The sequence below is a fragment of the Roseomonas gilardii genome, assembly GCF_001941945.1.
In the GTDB taxonomy this organism is placed as follows: domain Bacteria; phylum Pseudomonadota; class Alphaproteobacteria; order Acetobacterales; family Acetobacteraceae; genus Roseomonas.
The window spans coordinates 509,684-524,577 of record NZ_CP015583.1; the positions used below are offsets into that span (position 1 = coordinate 509,684).

At 71.8% G+C, this 14,894-nt stretch carries 13 protein-coding genes and 2 tRNA genes; 12 read left to right on the top strand and 3 right to left on the bottom strand.

Features of this window, described 5'->3' with window-relative positions:
• The first annotated feature begins 11 nt into the window (after positions 1 to 11).
• The gene (locus tag RGI145_RS02245) at positions 12 to 1,439 is read left to right on the top strand and encodes an FAD-binding oxidoreductase (RefSeq protein ID WP_075797058.1); all 1,428 of its coding nucleotides are present in this window, start codon (positions 12 to 14) and stop codon (positions 1,437 to 1,439) included.
• A gap of 25 nt (positions 1,440 to 1,464) precedes the next feature.
• On the top strand, positions 1,465 to 3,153 hold the full coding sequence (locus tag RGI145_RS02250) for a dihydroxyacetone kinase family protein (RefSeq protein ID WP_075797059.1): 1,689 nt from the start codon (positions 1,465 to 1,467) through the stop codon (positions 3,151 to 3,153).
• Positions 3,154 to 3,248: 95 nt separating this feature from the next.
• On the opposite strand, the gene RGI145_RS24885 is transcribed toward RGI145_RS02250, so the two are convergent.
• Positions 3,249 to 3,340 (bottom strand) — tRNA-Sec (locus RGI145_RS24885).
• A gap of 264 nt (positions 3,341 to 3,604) precedes the next feature.
• Between RGI145_RS24885 and yghU the strand changes: the two genes are divergently transcribed.
• A complete protein-coding gene (gene yghU / locus RGI145_RS02255) occupies positions 3,605 to 4,474 on the top strand; it encodes a glutathione-dependent disulfide-bond oxidoreductase (RefSeq protein WP_075797060.1) in 870 nt (289 codons plus the stop codon).
• Positions 4,475 to 4,825: 351 nt separating this feature from the next.
• Here the strand turns inward: yghU and RGI145_RS02260 are convergent.
• Positions 4,826 to 4,915 (bottom strand) — tRNA-Ser (locus RGI145_RS02260).
• Positions 4,916 to 5,106: 191 nt separating this feature from the next.
• On the opposite strand from RGI145_RS02260, the gene rplU reads away from it, so the two are divergent.
• From rplU to proB, 4 genes are all read left to right on the top strand, one after another.
• Positions 5,107 to 5,424 (top strand): 50S ribosomal protein L21, encoded by a 318-nt coding sequence (gene rplU, locus RGI145_RS02265; protein WP_027282736.1) that lies wholly within the window; start codon positions 5,107 to 5,109, stop codon positions 5,422 to 5,424.
• A gap of 25 nt (positions 5,425 to 5,449) precedes the next feature.
• Positions 5,450 to 5,731, top strand: coding sequence for a 50S ribosomal protein L27 (gene rpmA / locus RGI145_RS02270; protein ID WP_075797061.1), 282 nt, complete (start codon positions 5,450 to 5,452; stop codon positions 5,729 to 5,731).
• Between the two features lie 127 nt (positions 5,732 to 5,858).
• Entirely contained in the window at positions 5,859 to 6,869 is a 1,011-nt protein-coding gene (gene obgE / locus RGI145_RS02275; RefSeq protein WP_075797062.1) for a GTPase ObgE, read from the top strand.
• The gene (gene proB, locus RGI145_RS02280) at positions 6,866 to 7,978 is read left to right on the top strand and encodes a glutamate 5-kinase (protein ID WP_075797063.1); all 1,113 of its coding nucleotides are present in this window, start codon (positions 6,866 to 6,868) and stop codon (positions 7,976 to 7,978) included. The genes obgE and proB overlap by 4 nt, the downstream gene beginning before the upstream one ends.
• Positions 7,979 to 8,055: 77 nt before the next feature.
• On the opposite strand, the gene RGI145_RS02285 is transcribed toward proB, so the two are convergent.
• On the bottom strand, positions 8,056 to 8,709 hold the full coding sequence (locus tag RGI145_RS02285; protein WP_075797064.1) for a glutathione S-transferase family protein: 654 nt from the start codon (positions 8,707 to 8,709) through the stop codon (positions 8,056 to 8,058).
• A gap of 151 nt (positions 8,710 to 8,860) precedes the next feature.
• Between RGI145_RS02285 and RGI145_RS02290 the strand changes: the two genes are divergently transcribed.
• The 5 genes from RGI145_RS02290 to RGI145_RS02310 all read left to right on the top strand — a co-directional run bounded on the left by RGI145_RS02290 (position 8,861) and on the right by RGI145_RS02310 (position 14,885).
• Entirely contained in the window at positions 8,861 to 10,159 is a 1,299-nt protein-coding gene (locus tag RGI145_RS02290) for an Hsp70 family protein (protein ID WP_075797065.1), read from the top strand.
• Between the two features lie 51 nt (positions 10,160 to 10,210).
• Positions 10,211 to 11,896: a M3 family oligoendopeptidase gene (locus RGI145_RS02295; RefSeq protein WP_075797066.1), complete on the top strand. Its 1,686-nt coding sequence runs from the start codon at positions 10,211 to 10,213 to the stop codon at positions 11,894 to 11,896.
• Entirely contained in the window at positions 11,893 to 13,170 is a 1,278-nt protein-coding gene (locus tag RGI145_RS02300) for a TIGR03862 family flavoprotein (protein ID WP_075797067.1), read from the top strand. The genes RGI145_RS02295 and RGI145_RS02300 overlap by 4 nt, the downstream gene beginning before the upstream one ends.
• A 101-nt stretch (positions 13,171 to 13,271) precedes the next feature.
• Positions 13,272 to 13,529: a GlsB/YeaQ/YmgE family stress response membrane protein gene (locus RGI145_RS02305; protein WP_075797068.1), complete on the top strand. Its 258-nt coding sequence runs from the start codon at positions 13,272 to 13,274 to the stop codon at positions 13,527 to 13,529.
• A gap of 186 nt (positions 13,530 to 13,715) precedes the next feature.
• A complete protein-coding gene (locus RGI145_RS02310) occupies positions 13,716 to 14,885 on the top strand; it encodes an iron-containing alcohol dehydrogenase (protein WP_075797069.1) in 1,170 nt (389 codons plus the stop codon).
• The last annotated feature ends 9 nt before the right edge of the window (positions 14,886 to 14,894 follow it).

Sequence of the window (14,894 nt, forward strand, 5' to 3'; positions counted from 1 at the left end):
AAGACCATCGCATGTTGCCGGACCCGGCCACCACGGCAGCCTGCCGATCCCGCGCCAGCCTCGCCCTCCTCCTCCCCACCCTCCAGGCCGCGTTGCGGGAACCGGTGCTGACCAGCCCTGCCGCCCGCGCGCATTACGGCCATGGCGAGGCCCTGCCCGACGATGCCCCGCCCGATGCGGTGGTGCGTCCGCGCGACAATGCGGAGGTCGCCGCCGTGGCGCGCCTCTGCCACGAGGCGCGCGTGCCGCTGATCCCCTTCGGGGCCGGGACCTCGGTGGAGGGGCAGGTCGTCGCGATCCGGGGCGGCGTGACCATGGACCTATCGCTGATGGACGCGATCCTGGATGTCTCGCCCGCCGCGCTGGACTGCCGCGTGCAGGCGGGGGTGCGGCGGCTGCGGCTCAACGAAGCGCTGCGCGGCGACGGGCTGTTCTTTCCGGTCGATCCCGGGGCCGATGCCACGCTGGGCGGCATGGCGGCCACCCGCGCCTCCGGCACCGGCGCGGTGCGTTACGGCACGATGCGGGAGAATGTCCTCGGCCTGACGGTGGTGACGGCGGATGGGCGCATCCTGCGCACCGGCACGCGGGCGCGCAAATCGGCCAGTGGCTATGACCTGACCCGCCTTTTCCTCGGCAGTGAGGGCACGCTGGGCATCATCACCGAGATGCAGCTCCGCTTGCAGGGGCTGCCCGAGGCGGTCTCGGCCGCCACCTGCCAGTTCCCTTCCGTCGGGGCGGCGCTGGAGGTCGCGGTGGGGGTGCTGCAATCCGGCATCCCGGTGGCGCGGATGGAATTCGCCAACGCGCCGCAGATGCGCTGCTGCATCGCCTTCTCCCGGCTGGAGGGGCTGGAGGCGCTGCCGACCCTGTTCCTCGAATTCCATGGCAGCCCCGCCGCGGTGGAGGAGCAGGCGCTGGCGGTGGAGGCCCTGGCGGCGGAGGCCGGGGGCGGCGGCTTCGCCTGGGCGAGGCGGCCGGAGGATCGCTCCCGGCTCTGGAAGGCGCGGCACGACGCCCTGCCAGCCAACCTGGCCCATGGCCGGGGCCGCGCCCTGATGGGCACGGATGCCTGCGTGCCCATCTCGGAACTCGCCGCCTGCATCCTGGAGACGGAGGCGGATATCGCGGCGACGGGGCTGGAGGCGCCGCTGATCGGCCATGTCGGCGACGGCAACTTCCACCTGGGCATCCTCTTCGACGCCGCCGTGCCGGAGGAGCGCGAGCGCGCCGCGGCCCTGGCGCACCGCACCGGGGAGCGTGCCATCCGGCTGGGCGGCACCTGTTCCGGCGAGCACGGGATCGGGCTGCACAAGCTGGACCTCATGGCCGAGGAGCATGGCGGGGCGCTGGACCTGATGTGGGCCATCAAGCGGGCCTTCGATCCGCACGGGATCATGAACCCCGGCAAGCTGCTGCCGCCGCGTGACAGCGACTGAACAGAGAGACGAGGGAGGAGGACGCATGAAGAAGCTGGTGAACGACCCCCGCCACGTGGTGCGGGAGATGCTGGAAGGGCTGGTGGCGCTGAACCCGGCCCAGGCCCTGCTGGATGGTGAGGACGTTGTCATCCGCGCCGGGCTGCCGGAACCGGCGCGGCGCAAGGTGGCGGTGATCTCCGGCGGCGGGGCGGGGCACGAGCCGGCCCATGCGGGCTATGTCGGGGAGGGGATGCTCTCGGCGGCGGTGACGGGCGATGTCTTCACCTCGCCCAGCACCGATGCGGTGCTGGCGGGGATCCGGGCGGTGGCCGGGCCGGCCGGGGCGCTGCTGGTGGTGAAGAACTACACGGGCGATCGTCTGAACTTCGGCCTCGCTGCGGAGCTGGCGCGGGCGGAGGGCATTCCGGTCGAGATCGTGGTGGTGGCCGACGACGTCGCCCTGCGCGCCACGGTGGAGCCGGAGCGGCGGCGCGGCATTGCCGGCACGGTGCTGGTGCACAAGCTGGCGGGCGCCGCGGCGGAACGCGGCCTGCCCCTGCCGGAGCTGGCGCGCCTGGCGCGTGCGGCGGCGGCGGAGATCGGCAGCATGGGCGTGGCGCTGGGCGCTTGCACCGTGCCGGCCGCCGGGCAGCCCGGCTTCGCGCTGGGCGAGGAGGAGGTGGAACTCGGCCTCGGCATCCATGGCGAGCAGGGCGTGGAGCGCAGCGCGCTGCGGCCGGCGGACGGGCTGGTGGAAACGCTGCTCGCCGCCATCCTGGAGGATCGCGGGCTGCGAGCGGGCGAGCGCGTCGCGCTGCTGGTCAACGGACTGGGCGGCACGCCGCCGATGGAGCTGGCCATCGTCGCCCGCCGCGCCCTGGCCCTGTTGCGGGAGCGGGGGCTGGTGGTGGAGCGGGCCTGGGCGGGGAACTTCCTGACCGCGCTGGAGATGCCGGGATGCTCGCTCTCCCTGCTGCGGCTGGACGAGGCGCGGCGGGATCTCCTCGACGCGCCGGCCCGGGCCCCGGCCTGGCCCGGCGGCGGGCATGTCCCGTCCCAACCCACCCTGGTTCCGGCACCGGCCGGCGAGGATGCCGTGGCGGGACGCCCGTCCGGCCCACTCTCCGGACGGCTGCGGCAGGCCGCCCTGGCGGCGGCCGCGGCGGTGGAGGCCGCCGAGGCGGAGCTGACCGCGCTCGACAGCCGGGCCGGGGATGGCGACCTGGGGATCAGCCTGGCGCGCGGCGCGGCGGCCATCCGAGCCTTGCCGGAGACCGCCTTTGCCGATGCGCCGGAAGCATTGGCGCGGATCGGCGGCGCGCTGCGCCGGGCCATCGCGGGCAGTTCCGGCCCCTTCTATGCCACGGCCCTGCTGCGGGCTGCGCGCGACCTGCCGCCGGAACCCGGCCCGGCCGACTGGGCCGCGGCGTTCCGGCGTGGCGTGGAGGCCATCGCGGAACTCGGGGGCGCGAAGCCCGGCGACCGGACCATGCTGGATGCGCTGCACCCGGCGGCGGAAGCCTTCCGCGCGGAGCTCGAAGCGGGCCGCCCGGCGTCTGTGGCCTGGGCTGCCGCTGTCCGCGCCGCCGAGGAAGGGGCGGAGGCGACCGTCCGGATGCGGCCCCGGCTGGGCCGGGCCAGCTATCTCGGGGAGCGCGCGCTCGGCGTGCCGGATGCGGGCGCCGCTGCGGCCGTGGTCTGGCTGCGCGCGTTGGCCATGCCGCAGGGCTGAGACGTCACGGGGGCCTTGTGCCCCCATTTCGCGTGGGGTTGCGCCCGGGTGCTCCGGGGCAGTGACCGCAACGGATGCCCGGTGGAAGGCGGGAAGCGGAAGAGGAGGGAGTCGAACCCACCGGAGACGCGCAGCGCCCCCCATCGGATTTGAAGTCCGTGCACCCCACCGGGGATGTTGCTCTTCCGGAGCGGGAGCTACGCTGGAATTCTCGCCCGATCAAGGCATCGCGCCGGCACGGCCCGCTCCGGACGGTTCAGCCGGTGCAGCTTCGCCGAAGGCGCCGCTTCCCCGGTCCCGGACGCCCGCATCGCATGGCCAGGGCCCTGGAGGGCCGGTTCAGGCGGGTCGGGCGCTCCGGGGAAGTCATTCTCCCCCGATCCCCTTTCCTCTACCGTGCATTCCGGACGCCGTGGCGATCATGGCCCGGCGAGACGTCGGAGGATGGATGATGAGCGACGGACCCGGCTACGTTCCCCCGAGGATCTGGTCCTGGAACAAGGAAAGCGGCGGACGCTTCGCCAACATCAACAGGCCCGTCGCCGGACCGACGCATGAGAAGGAGCTCCCGGTCGGGCGCCATCCGCTGCAGCTCTACTCGCTGGCGACGCCGAACGGGCAGAAGGTGACGATCCTGCTGGAGGAGCTTCTGGCGGCGGGACACGCCGGCGCGGAGTACGACGCCTGGCTGATCCGCATCGGCGATGGCGACCAGTTCGGCAGCGGCTTCGTGAAGGTGAACCCCAATTCCAAGATCCCCACGCTGCTCGACCGCAGCGGGCCGGAGCCAGTGCGCGTCTTCGAATCCGGGGCGATCCTGCTGCATCTGGCGGAGAAGTTCGGCGCCTTCCTGCCCGCCGGGCCGGCGCGCGCCGAATGCCTCTCATGGCTGTTCTGGCAGATGGGCAGCGCGCCCTATGTCGGTGGCGGCTTCGGCCATTTCTATGCCTATGCCCCGGTGAAGATCGAGTATGCGATCGACCGCTTCACCATGGAGGCCAAGCGCCTGCTGGACGTGCTGGACCGGCGCCTGGGGGAGAGCGCCTATCTGGCGGGCGACGAGTACTCGATCGCCGATATCGCCTGCTGGCCCTGGTATGGCGGGTTGGTGAAAGGCTGGCTCTACGGGGCGGCCGAGTTCATCGATGCGGGGTCATACCGCAACGTGCTGCGCTGGGCGGACGAGATCTGGGCGCGGCCGGCGGTGAAGCGGGGACGGATGGTGAACCGGGTGAACGGGGAGGCCTCCGAGCAGCTCTGGGAACGGCATGACGCCGCCGATTTCGAGACCCGGACCCAGGACAAGGTGCCCGGAGGCTGAGCGTCGGCAGGGGCACTTCCTGAAGCCCCAGGGCCCTGGCCCGTGTCCCATCGCCTTCCCTGATCGGGGCCGTCAGGCGGCTGGAGGATCGACACCGCCGACCGTGGCCCCGAGCGGCGGCCAAGCGTCGCTCGGGGCCGCGGTCAGCCTCGATCCAGCGCGAGAGGGCCGCGTGGTGAAGGGGGCGGGCGCCAAGGCTGCGGAAGATGGTGCCGACACGCCGGTCGTTCAGCAGCCCGGTCCTGGGGTGCTGGCGGAGATGGCGAATGGACTCCACTTTGGACCAGATGTTTTCGAGCGCGGGGCGTCCGAAACGGTCTCAGCGAAAATTTTTCAGTAATATCAAAGGAATGGCGGAGAGGGTGGGATTCGAACCCACGGTACAGTTGCCCGTACTTCGGTTTTCGAGACCGACCCGTTCGACCACTCCGGCACCTCTCCGCGCCGCCCGAACAGGCTTCGGCGCCGCGTATAGAGGTGGAATGCGCTGAGCGCAACGGGGGCAAGGGCGGTTCCGCGTTGACTCCCAGGGGGTGGGCTCGCTATATCCGCCGCCTCCCGGCAGATCCCCCAGGTGATGCCGCAGTGCCGCTCGCGGCCTCACCATCGACTTGAATAGAGCAGGCGTAACAATGACCTACGCAGTGATCCGCACGGGCGGCAAGCAGTACCGCGTCACCCCGAACGCCGTGCTGGTCGTCGAGAAGCTCGAGGCCGAAGCCGGCCAGACCGTGACCTTCCAGGACGTTCTCGTCCTCGGTGGCGAGTCCGGCCTGACGATCGGCGCCCCCACCGTGGCCGGCGCTTCGGTCACCGCCACGGTGATCGAGCAGACCCGCGGCGACAAGGTGATCGTCTTCAAGAAGCGCCGCCGCCAGAACAGCCGCCGCAAGAACGGCCACCGCCAGCACATGACCGTGCTGCGCATCGGCGACATCGCCGCGGCCTGATCCAGAAACACAGGAAAACCCCACCATGGCTCATAAGAAGGCTGGCGGTTCCTCCCGCAACGGTCGCGACTCCGCCGGCAAGCGCCTCGGCGTGAAGCTCTATGGCGGCCAGGCGGTGAAGTCCGGCTGCATCATCGTGACCCAGCGCGGCACCAAGATGCTGCCGGGCCGCAACGTGCTCGTCTCCCGCGACCACTCCATCCAGGCCGTGGCCGATGGCGTCGTGAAGTTCGACCGCAAGGCCGAGGGCCGCGTGATGGTCTCCGTGGACCCGCGCCCGGTGGCTGCCCCGGCGGCCGCCGAGTAACCACGCGCCCCCACTACACGGCTCGTCTTACCGGACGGGGGCCCTCGTGGCCCCCGTTCGTCGTTTCAGGCTCGTTTTCTCAGGGGTCCGTGCCGATCCCGCATTCCCTCTCCAGGCTCCCGAACCGATGAAGTTCCTCGACGAAGCGAAGGTCTATCTGAAGGCAGGCGACGGCGGTGACGGCGTCGTGGCCTTCCGCCGCGAGAAATACATCGAGTTCGGCGGCCCGGATGGCGGCAATGGCGGCCGGGGCGGCGATGTGGTGGTCGAGGCGGTGGAGGGGCTGAACACCCTGATCGACTACCGCTACTCCCAGCATTTCCGCGCCCGCAAGGGCGGCAACGGCGCCGGCTCCGACCGTACTGGCGCGGGCAGCGAGGATGTGGTGCTCAAGGTTCCCGTCGGCTCGGTGGTGCTGGACGAGGACAAGGAGACCGTCCTCGCCGACCTGACCGAGCCCGGCCAGCGCGCCACGCTCTGCCGCGGCGGCGATGGCGGCCATGGCAACGCGCACTACAAGACCTCGACCAACCGCGCCCCGCGCCGGGCCGACAAGGGCTATCCGGGCGAGGAGCGCTGGGTCTGGCTGCGCCTCAAGCTGATCGCCGATGCCGGTCTGGTCGGCCTGCCCAATGCGGGCAAGAGCACCTTCCTCGCCGCCGTCTCCGCCGCCCGGCCCAAGATCGCCGACTACCCCTTCACCACCCTGCATCCGCAGCTCGGCGTGGTGCGGCTCAATGCCTCCGAGGAATTCGTCCTGGCCGACATCCCGGGGCTGATCGAGGGTGCGGCGGAGGGGGCCGGCCTCGGCACCCGCTTCCTGGGCCATATCGAGCGCTGCGCCGTGCTGCTGCACCTGATCGACGGCACCCAGGCCGATCCGGTCGCCGCCTGGAAGACGGTGCGCGGCGAGCTGGAGGAGTATGGCGCCGACCTGACCGACAAGCCCGAGATCCTCGCCCTCAACAAGACCGACGCCATGACGCCGCAGGCCCGCGCCTCCCGCATCAAGGCGCTGGAGCGTGCCACCGGCCGCCCGGTCATGCTGATCAGCGGCGCCACGGGGGAGGGCGTGCCGGAGGTCCTCCGCGCCCTGGCCGATGCCGTGGCCGCCGACCGGGCGGAACGCGCGGCATGATCGACCTCCGCAACGCGAAGCGGATCGTCGTCAAGGTCGGCTCCGCCCTGGTGGTGGACCCGGAGACCGCCGCGCCGCGCGAGGCCTGGCTCGCCTCCGTCGCCGCCGACCTCGCCGCGCTGCGCGAAGGCGGGGCCGAGGTCATCCTGGTCTCCTCCGGCGCCATCGCCCTGGCCCGGCGCGTTCTGGGCCTGACCCAGCCGCGCCTGCGGTTGGAGGAGAAGCAGGCGGCTGCCGCGGTCGGGCAGATCCGCCTCGCCGGGGCCTGGCAGGGCGTCTTCGCCGCCCATGGCATCGCCGCCGCCCAGCTCCTCCTGACCCTGGAGGACAGCGAGGACCGCCGCCGCTACCTGAACGCCCGAGCCACGCTCTCCACCCTGCTGGGCCTGGGCTGCGTGCCGGTGATCAACGAGAACGACACGGTCGCCACGGCGGAGATCCGCTTCGGCGACAATGACCGTCTCGCCGCGCGAGTGGCCGAGATGGTGCAGGCCGATGCGCTGGTCCTGCTCTCCGACATCGACGGCCTCTACACCGCCGATCCGCGCCGCGACCCGGAGGCGCGGCACCTTCCCGCGATCGAGCGCATCACCGACGAGATCATGGCCATGGGGGGCGAGCCGCCGCCCGGCTATTCCTCCGGCGGCATGCGCACCAAGCTCCTGGCCGCGAAGATTGCCACCGGCGCCGGCTGCGCCATGGCCATCGCCCTCGGCACCCGCCTGAACCCGCTCCGGCACCTGCTCGAAGGCGGCCGCTGCACCTGGTTCCTCCCGGCGCCCGAGGGCCGCAGCGCCCGCAAGGCCTGGATCGCCGGCAGCCTAGCCCCGCACGGCGCCGTCACCGTGGATGCCGGTGCCGTCCGCGCGCTGCGCAACGGCTCATCCCTGCTGCCCGCCGGGGTGCGGGAGGTCTCGGGCAGCTTCGGGCGGGGCGACCCGATCTCGATCCGCGACGAGGCCGGCCGCGAGGTCGCCCGCGGCCTTTCCGCCTATGACGCCGATGCCGCGCAGCGCATCGCCGGGCGCCATACGGACGAGATCGAGGCCATCCTCGGCCTGCGCGGCCGCGACGAGATCATCCACCGGGACGACCTCGTCCTGCTCTGATCGCCGGCCCTCCGGGAAGGGGGGGCGGCCTTCACGGCACCGGGCAGACGCCTCTTTCCGGCCGCCGCCGCACCACCTCAGGCATAGGCATAGGGCCCGCCCCGCTCCAGCGCCCGCCGATAGGCCGGCAGGGCATGGATGCGCTCCAGGAACCGTGCCGGGTTCGGCTGCGCTTCGCCGAAGGGCGCGCGATGCGCCGCCGCCTCGATCGGGAAGCTCATCATGATGTCCGCCGCCGTCATCTCCGGCCCGGCGAACCAGCCCGTCTCCGCCAGGGCGTCGTTCCAGTACTGCTTCATCCGCTCCAGGCCGGGCGCCACGAACCCGTCGCGGATCTTCGCGAGCGCCGCCCCGGCTTCCGGCGGCACGCGCTCGGCGGCGCGGTTGAGCTGCAGCGTCATCACCAGGGGCGGCATGGCCGAGCCCTCGGCATGGTGCATCCAGTGGCGATAGGGCCACCAGTGCGGCCCGTCCTTCGCCGGCTGCAGCCGCCCCGCGCCATGCCGGTCCAGGATGTACTCCACGATCGCCCCGGTCTCGGCCAGGACCATCCCGTCCTCGGTGATGACCGGCGATTTGCCCAGCGGATGCACCGCCCGCAGCTCCGGCGGCGCCAGCATGGTCTGCGGGTCACGGTCGTAGCGCTTCACCTCATAGGGCACCCCCAGCTCCTCCAGCAGCCAGAGCACCCGCTGGGAGCGGGAGTTGTTCAGGTGGTGGACAGTCAGCATCGTGGCCTTCCTGTTGCGCGGTGTGGGACAGGATAACGCGCCGCGGCGGCGTCCGTGCGGCCCGTCCCCCGGAAAACGCCGCGCCGCCTCTTGCCCGGCCCGCCGGTTTTGGCTCTAAGACGCGCCCCCTCGCCCCAGCGGAGTCCTGCCCATGTCCTCTCCCCATGCCGCCATGGGCCGTCCTGTCGTGGGCATCGACTTCGGCACCACCAACAGCGTCATCGCCACGCTGCAACCGGACGGTTCCGTCGCCACCGCCCGCTATGCCGTGGGGCGGGAGGTGCTGGACACCTTCCGCTCCGTCCTCTGCTTCTGGACCGAGCACGGAGCCGCGGGCCGCGCCGCCACCCGCCATGCCGCCGGGCCGCGCGCCATCGAGGCCTATCTGGAGGACCCTCTCGCCAGCCGCCTGATCATGTCGATCAAGAGCTACCTGGCGCAGCGGAGCCTGATGGAGACCCGGGTCTTCGGCCGCTCCTACGCGCTGGACCAGCTCGTCGGCCTGCTTCTCGACGGCCTCTTCGACTCGGCGGGCGGCCTGCCCGCCGGGGCGCATGTCGTCGCCGGCCGTCCGGTGCGCTTCGTGGGGGAGACGGCGGACGACGCGCTCGGTGAGGCCCGGCTGCGCGACGGCTTCCGCGCCGCCGGCCAGGGGCGGATCCAGGTGGCGCTGGAGCCCGAGGCAGCGGGCCACCGCTTCGCCAGCACCCTGGACGGTGCGGCCACGGTCCTGGTCGGCGATTTCGGCGGCGGCACCAGCGACTTCTCGATCCTGCGCTTCGAGCCCGGCCCGCCGCGCCGCGTCGCGCCGCTGGGCCATGCGGGCGTCGGCATCGCCGGCGACGCGCTGGACTACCGCATCATCGACCACGTGGTTTCGCCGCGCTTCGGCAAGGGCACGAGCTATGCGATCATGGGCAAGGACCTGCCCGTGCCGCCCGGCTGGTACGCCAATTTCGCCCGCTGGCACCGGCTCTCGCTGATGCGCGCCCCGCGCACCCTGCGCGAGATCGAGGAGGTCGCCCGCACCGCCGACCACCCGGAGCGCCTGCGCCACCTGATCCGCTTCATCGAGGAGGAGGCGGGCTACGCGCTCTACCAGGCCGTCTCCGGCGCCAAGGCCGCGCTTTCCCGCGCCCCCACCACCACGCTGCGCTTCGAGCACGAGGGATTCCGGCTGGAGGAGGAGGTCGCCCGCGCCGATTTCGAGCGCTGGATCGCCCCGGAACTGGCCCAGTTCGAGGCGGCGGTGGACCGTGCCCTGGCCGATGCGGGACTGGGGGAGGGGGAGGTGGACCGGGTCTTCCTCACCGGCGGCACCTCCCTGGTCCCGGCGGTGCGGCAGCTCTTCGAGCGGCGCTTCGGCCCGGCGAAGGTGGCGGGTGGCAGCGAGTTCGTCTCTGTGGCGGAGGGTCTCGCGCTGATCGGCGCCGAGGCGCAGGATAGCTAGCGCCGGAGGGCACCGCCCCCGAAAGAACAGCCCGGAACGGGAAGAACCGCCATGAGCCAGATCCGCTTCGAGGATATCGACGCCGAGACGCCGAGCCGGCAGAGCCTCTCCGCGCGATACGCCGTCATCGAGGCGCTGCTGGGTCGTCCCGGCACCTCCGGCCACGCCGAGGCGCTGGAGGAGTGGGACCGGCTGCGGCGCGAATACGAGACCTGGAGCTCGCTGGTGCATCTGCGATTCTCGCAGGACACCACCGACGAGGAGGTCAGGGCGGCGCGCGAATATGCCGATGCCCTGGCCCCGGTCGCGACGGAGCACGAGGTCGCCGTCAAGCGCCGCCTGCTGGCCGACCCCGACCGCCGGGCGCTGGAACGCCTCACCGGCCCCCATGCGCTGCGCCTCTGGGAAACCGACATCACCACCTTCGAGCCGGCGATCGCCAAGGACCTGGAGGAGGAAGCGAAGCTCGGCGCCCGCTACACCGCGCTGCTCGCCTCCGCCCGCTTCGAGATCGGCGGCAAGTCGGTGAACCTGTCCGGCCTCGCCCCCTATGCCGAGGATCTGGACCGCGACACCCGCCATCGCGCCGAGCGCCTGCGCTGGAGCTTCTTCGAGGCGAATGCGAAGGAGCTGGACGCGATCTATGACGGGCTGGTGAAGCTGCGCCACGGCATGGCGCGCAAGCTGGGCTACGACAGCTACACGCCGCTCGCCTATCGCAACATGCGCCGGGTGGATTACGGGCCGGAGGACGTGGCCCGCTACCGCGAGCAGGTGGTGGAGCATGTCGTGCCCCTGGTGTCCCGCCTGCTGGAGCAGCAGCGCCGCGAGAATGGCTGGGAGAGGCTGTATTTCTGGGATGAGGCGCTGGTCGATCCCCGGGGCAACCCGAAGCCCGCCGGCTGCCACGACCTGCTCGTGACCCGCGCCCAGGCGATGTTCGACGCGATGGACCCGCGCCTCGGCGCCTTCTACCGCCTGATGCACGAGGGCGGCTTCCTCGACCTCAAGAACCGCCCGGGCAAGGCGGGCGGCGGCTTCTGCACCTCCTTCCCCAGCTACGGCGTCCCCTTCATCTTCGCCAACTTCAACGGCACCAACCACGATATCGGCGTCTTCACCCACGAGATGGGGCACGCCTTCCAGAACTGGGAAAGCCGCGAGCAGCCGGGCATCGACTATCTCTGGCCGACCATGGAGGCGGCGGAGATCCATTCCATGGGCCTCGAATTCCTCACCTGGCCGCAGATGGAGAGGATGGTGGAACCCGGCGCCGCCGACCGCTTCCGCCGCCTGCACCTGATCACCTCGCTCGCCTTCCTGCCCTATGGCGTCTGCGTGGATCACTTCCAGCACGAGGTCTATGCCAACCCCGATGCCAGCCCGGCCGAGCGCCACGCGATCTGGCAGCGGCTGGAGAAGCTCTACATGCCCTGGACGGATTACGGCGACCTCGCCTATCCGGCGCGGGGCGGGCGCTGGCAGGCCAAGCACCACATCTACCGTTCGCCCTTCTACTACATCGACTATACCCTGGCGCTCTGCTGCGCGATGCAGCTCTGGGTGAAGTCGCGCCGCGACTATGCGGGCACGCTGGAAACCTATGTCTCCCTGTGCGGCCAGGGCGGCTCGGCCCCCTTCGGCGAACTCGTCCGCTCCGCCGGCCTCGTCTCGCCCTTCGAGCCGGGCGCCCTGGCCGAGGTGGTGCGCGAGGCCGAGGCCGTGCTCGGGGCGTGACGGCGGCTCCCCCGGAGAAAGGGCGGCCCGGAGGCGCGGCGGCGGTCGCGGTGGTCGGCGCCGGCCCCGCCGGGCTCTTCGCCGCGGAATGCCTGGCCAGGGCGGGCTGCGCTGTCACCGTCTTCGACCGCATGCCGTCCCCCGCCCGCAAGCTGCTGATCGCCGGGCGCGGCGGCCTGAACCTGACCCATAGCGAGCCGCTGGAGGCCTTTCTTCCCCGCTATGGCACGGCCCGCGACTGGCTGGAGCCCGCCATCCGGGCTTTCCCGCCCGAGGCGCTGCGCCGCTGGTGCGAGGAACTGGGGCAGCCCACCTTCACCGGCAGCAGCGGCCGCGTCTTTCCCACCGCCTTCAAGGCGGCTCCGCTGCTGCGCGCCTGGCTGCGCCGCCTGGATGCCCTGGGCGTGCGCCTGCGCCCACGGCACCGCTGGACCGGCTGGGACGGGCAGGGGAGGCTGCTCTTCGGGCCCGAGGGGGCGGAGGCCTTCGCGTGGCGGACCGATGCCGTACTTCTGGCCCTGGGAGGCGCTTCCTGGCCGCGCCTGGGCTCGGACGCCGCCTGGGTGCCGGTTCTGCGGGAGGCCGGGATCGCCGTCTCGCCGCTCCGTCCCGCCAATGCCGGCTTCACCCTCGACTGGTCGCCCCTGTTCCGCGAACGCGCGGCCGGCGAACCGCTGAAACGCGTCGCCCTGCATTTCGGGGGCCACACGGTCCGGGGCGAGGCGGTCGTGACGGCCGAGGGGCTGGAAGGCGGGGTGTTCTACGCCCTTTCCGCCCCGTTGCGCGAAGCCATCGCCCGCCGGGGAGAGGCGGTGCCGCAGCTCGATCTCCGCCCGGACCTTCCGGCGGAGGAGGTGCTGCGGCGTCTTTCCGCGCCCCGTCGCGGGCAATCCCTCTCCAACTTCCTGCGCAAGACCCTGGCCCTGCCACCCGTGGCCATCGGCCTGTTGCGGGAGGTGGCGCGAGGCGCGCCGGACAGCCTGTCGGACCCCGCGCGGCTGGCATCGCTGGTCAAGGCGCTGCCGCTGCGGCTGACCGGGATCAGGCCGATCGAGCGCGCCATCTCCTCGGCCGGCGGCATCGCCAGGGAGGAAGTCGAGGAAGGCTTCATGCTCCGCCGCCGCCCCGGCGTCTTCGTCGCGGGCGAGATGCTGGACTGGGAGGCGCCGACCGGCGGCTATCTGCTGCAGGCCTGTTTCAGCACCGGCCGCGCGGCGGCGGAGGGGATGCTGCAATGGCTGGACGTGCCGGAAGTGCCCCCGCCGGCACACTGAGACCGCCGGCAGCCAGCCCCCGTCGATTCCCGCGCCTCCGCAGGAAACCCATCCGCCATGCCGGCGCTCAAGGTTTCACAACGTTTCCGGAGACACTCGAAGTGGGCATCATCTGGACCATCATCATCGGCTTCATCGTGGGCCTGATCGCCAAGTTCCTGATGCCTGGGCGTGACCCTGGCGGCTTCATCATCACCACGATCCTGGGCATCATCGGTGCCGTGGTGGCCACTTATCTCGGCCAGGCCGTCGGCTGGTACGGACCAGGACAGGGGGCCGGCTTCATCGCCTCCATCGTCGGCGCCGTCATCGTCCTCTTTATCTACCGCATGGTGGCCCGGCGTTCGAACTCCGTCTGAGGGAATAGCCCCTCGGGCGCATCGATCCGCGCGTCATGAAGGAACCGGAGCCGGCCCTGCCGGCTCCGGTTCTGTTTCCGGCCCGGCTCCCGGGGTGGAGAGCCTCCATGAGGTCCCGCCATCCGGTCGCCCTTCACGCATCCGGCGATATCCGCGATGCTCCCCTTCTCAAGGGGAGGAAGAACGATGCTGGTTTCCCTGGTCACACCCCGGTTGATCCTCCTGGGCGGCGGCGCGGTGGCTCAGGTCGCCGAAGTGCTGGCGCAGTTCGGGCTATCCCGCCCTCTGGTGGTGACCGATCCCTGGATGGTCTCTTCCGGCATGGTGGAACGCTGCCTGGAGCCGCTGCGCCAGGCCGGTCTCCACCCGTCCGTCTTCTCCGACACCGTGCCCGACCCCACCGATACGGTGGTGGCCGCCGGCGTGGAGTGCCTGCGCGGTGCCCGGCATGACTGCCTGATCGGCTTCGGTGGCGGCAGCCCGATGGACACCGCCAAGGCCATGGCCATCCAGGCCGCGCTGGAACCCGGCGTCCATATCCGCAGCGTGAAGTTCCCCGCCCGGGCGGATCGCGGGGCCATGCCGGTGATCTGCATCCCCACCACCGCCGGCACCGGCAGCGAGGCCACCCGCTTCACCATCGTCACCGACACGGAACGCGACGAGAAGATGCTGATCGCCGGCCTGGGCGCCCTGCCGCTGGCCGCCATCGTGGACCACGAGCTGAGCTGGACCGTCCCGCCCCGGATCACCGCCGATACCGGCGTGGACAGCCTGACCCATGCGCTGGAGGCCTTCGTGTCCCGCCGGGCCAACCCCTTCTCCGACGACTATGCCCGCCAGGCCATGCGCCTCATCGCGCCCAACCTGCGGGCCGTCTATGCCCGGCCGGACGACGTCGCGGCGCGGGAGGCCATGATGCGGGGCGCCCTGCTGGCGGGGATCGCCTTTTCCAACGCCTCGGTCGCCCTGGTGCATGGCATGTCCCGCCCTCTGGGCGCGCATTTCCATGTGCCGCACGGACTGTCCAACGCCATGCTGCTGCCCGCCGTGACCGCCTACAGCCTGCCGGGCGCCCTGCCGCGCTATGCGGAGGCGGCGCGGATCATGGGCGTGGCGGGGCCGGAGGAGGGCGACCAGGCGGCAGCGGCCCGGCTCGTCGAGGCCCTGCGCGCGCTGAACCGTGACCTCGCCGTGCCGTCCCCCGCCGCCTGGGGGATCGAGGAGCAGCGCTGGAACACGCTCCTGCCCCTGATGGCGGAACAGGCCCTGGCCTCCGGCAGCCCCGGCAACAACCCGCGCGTGCCGGAGAAGGAGGAGATCATCGGGCTGTACCGGGAGGTGTATGGAGACTGACGGACATCG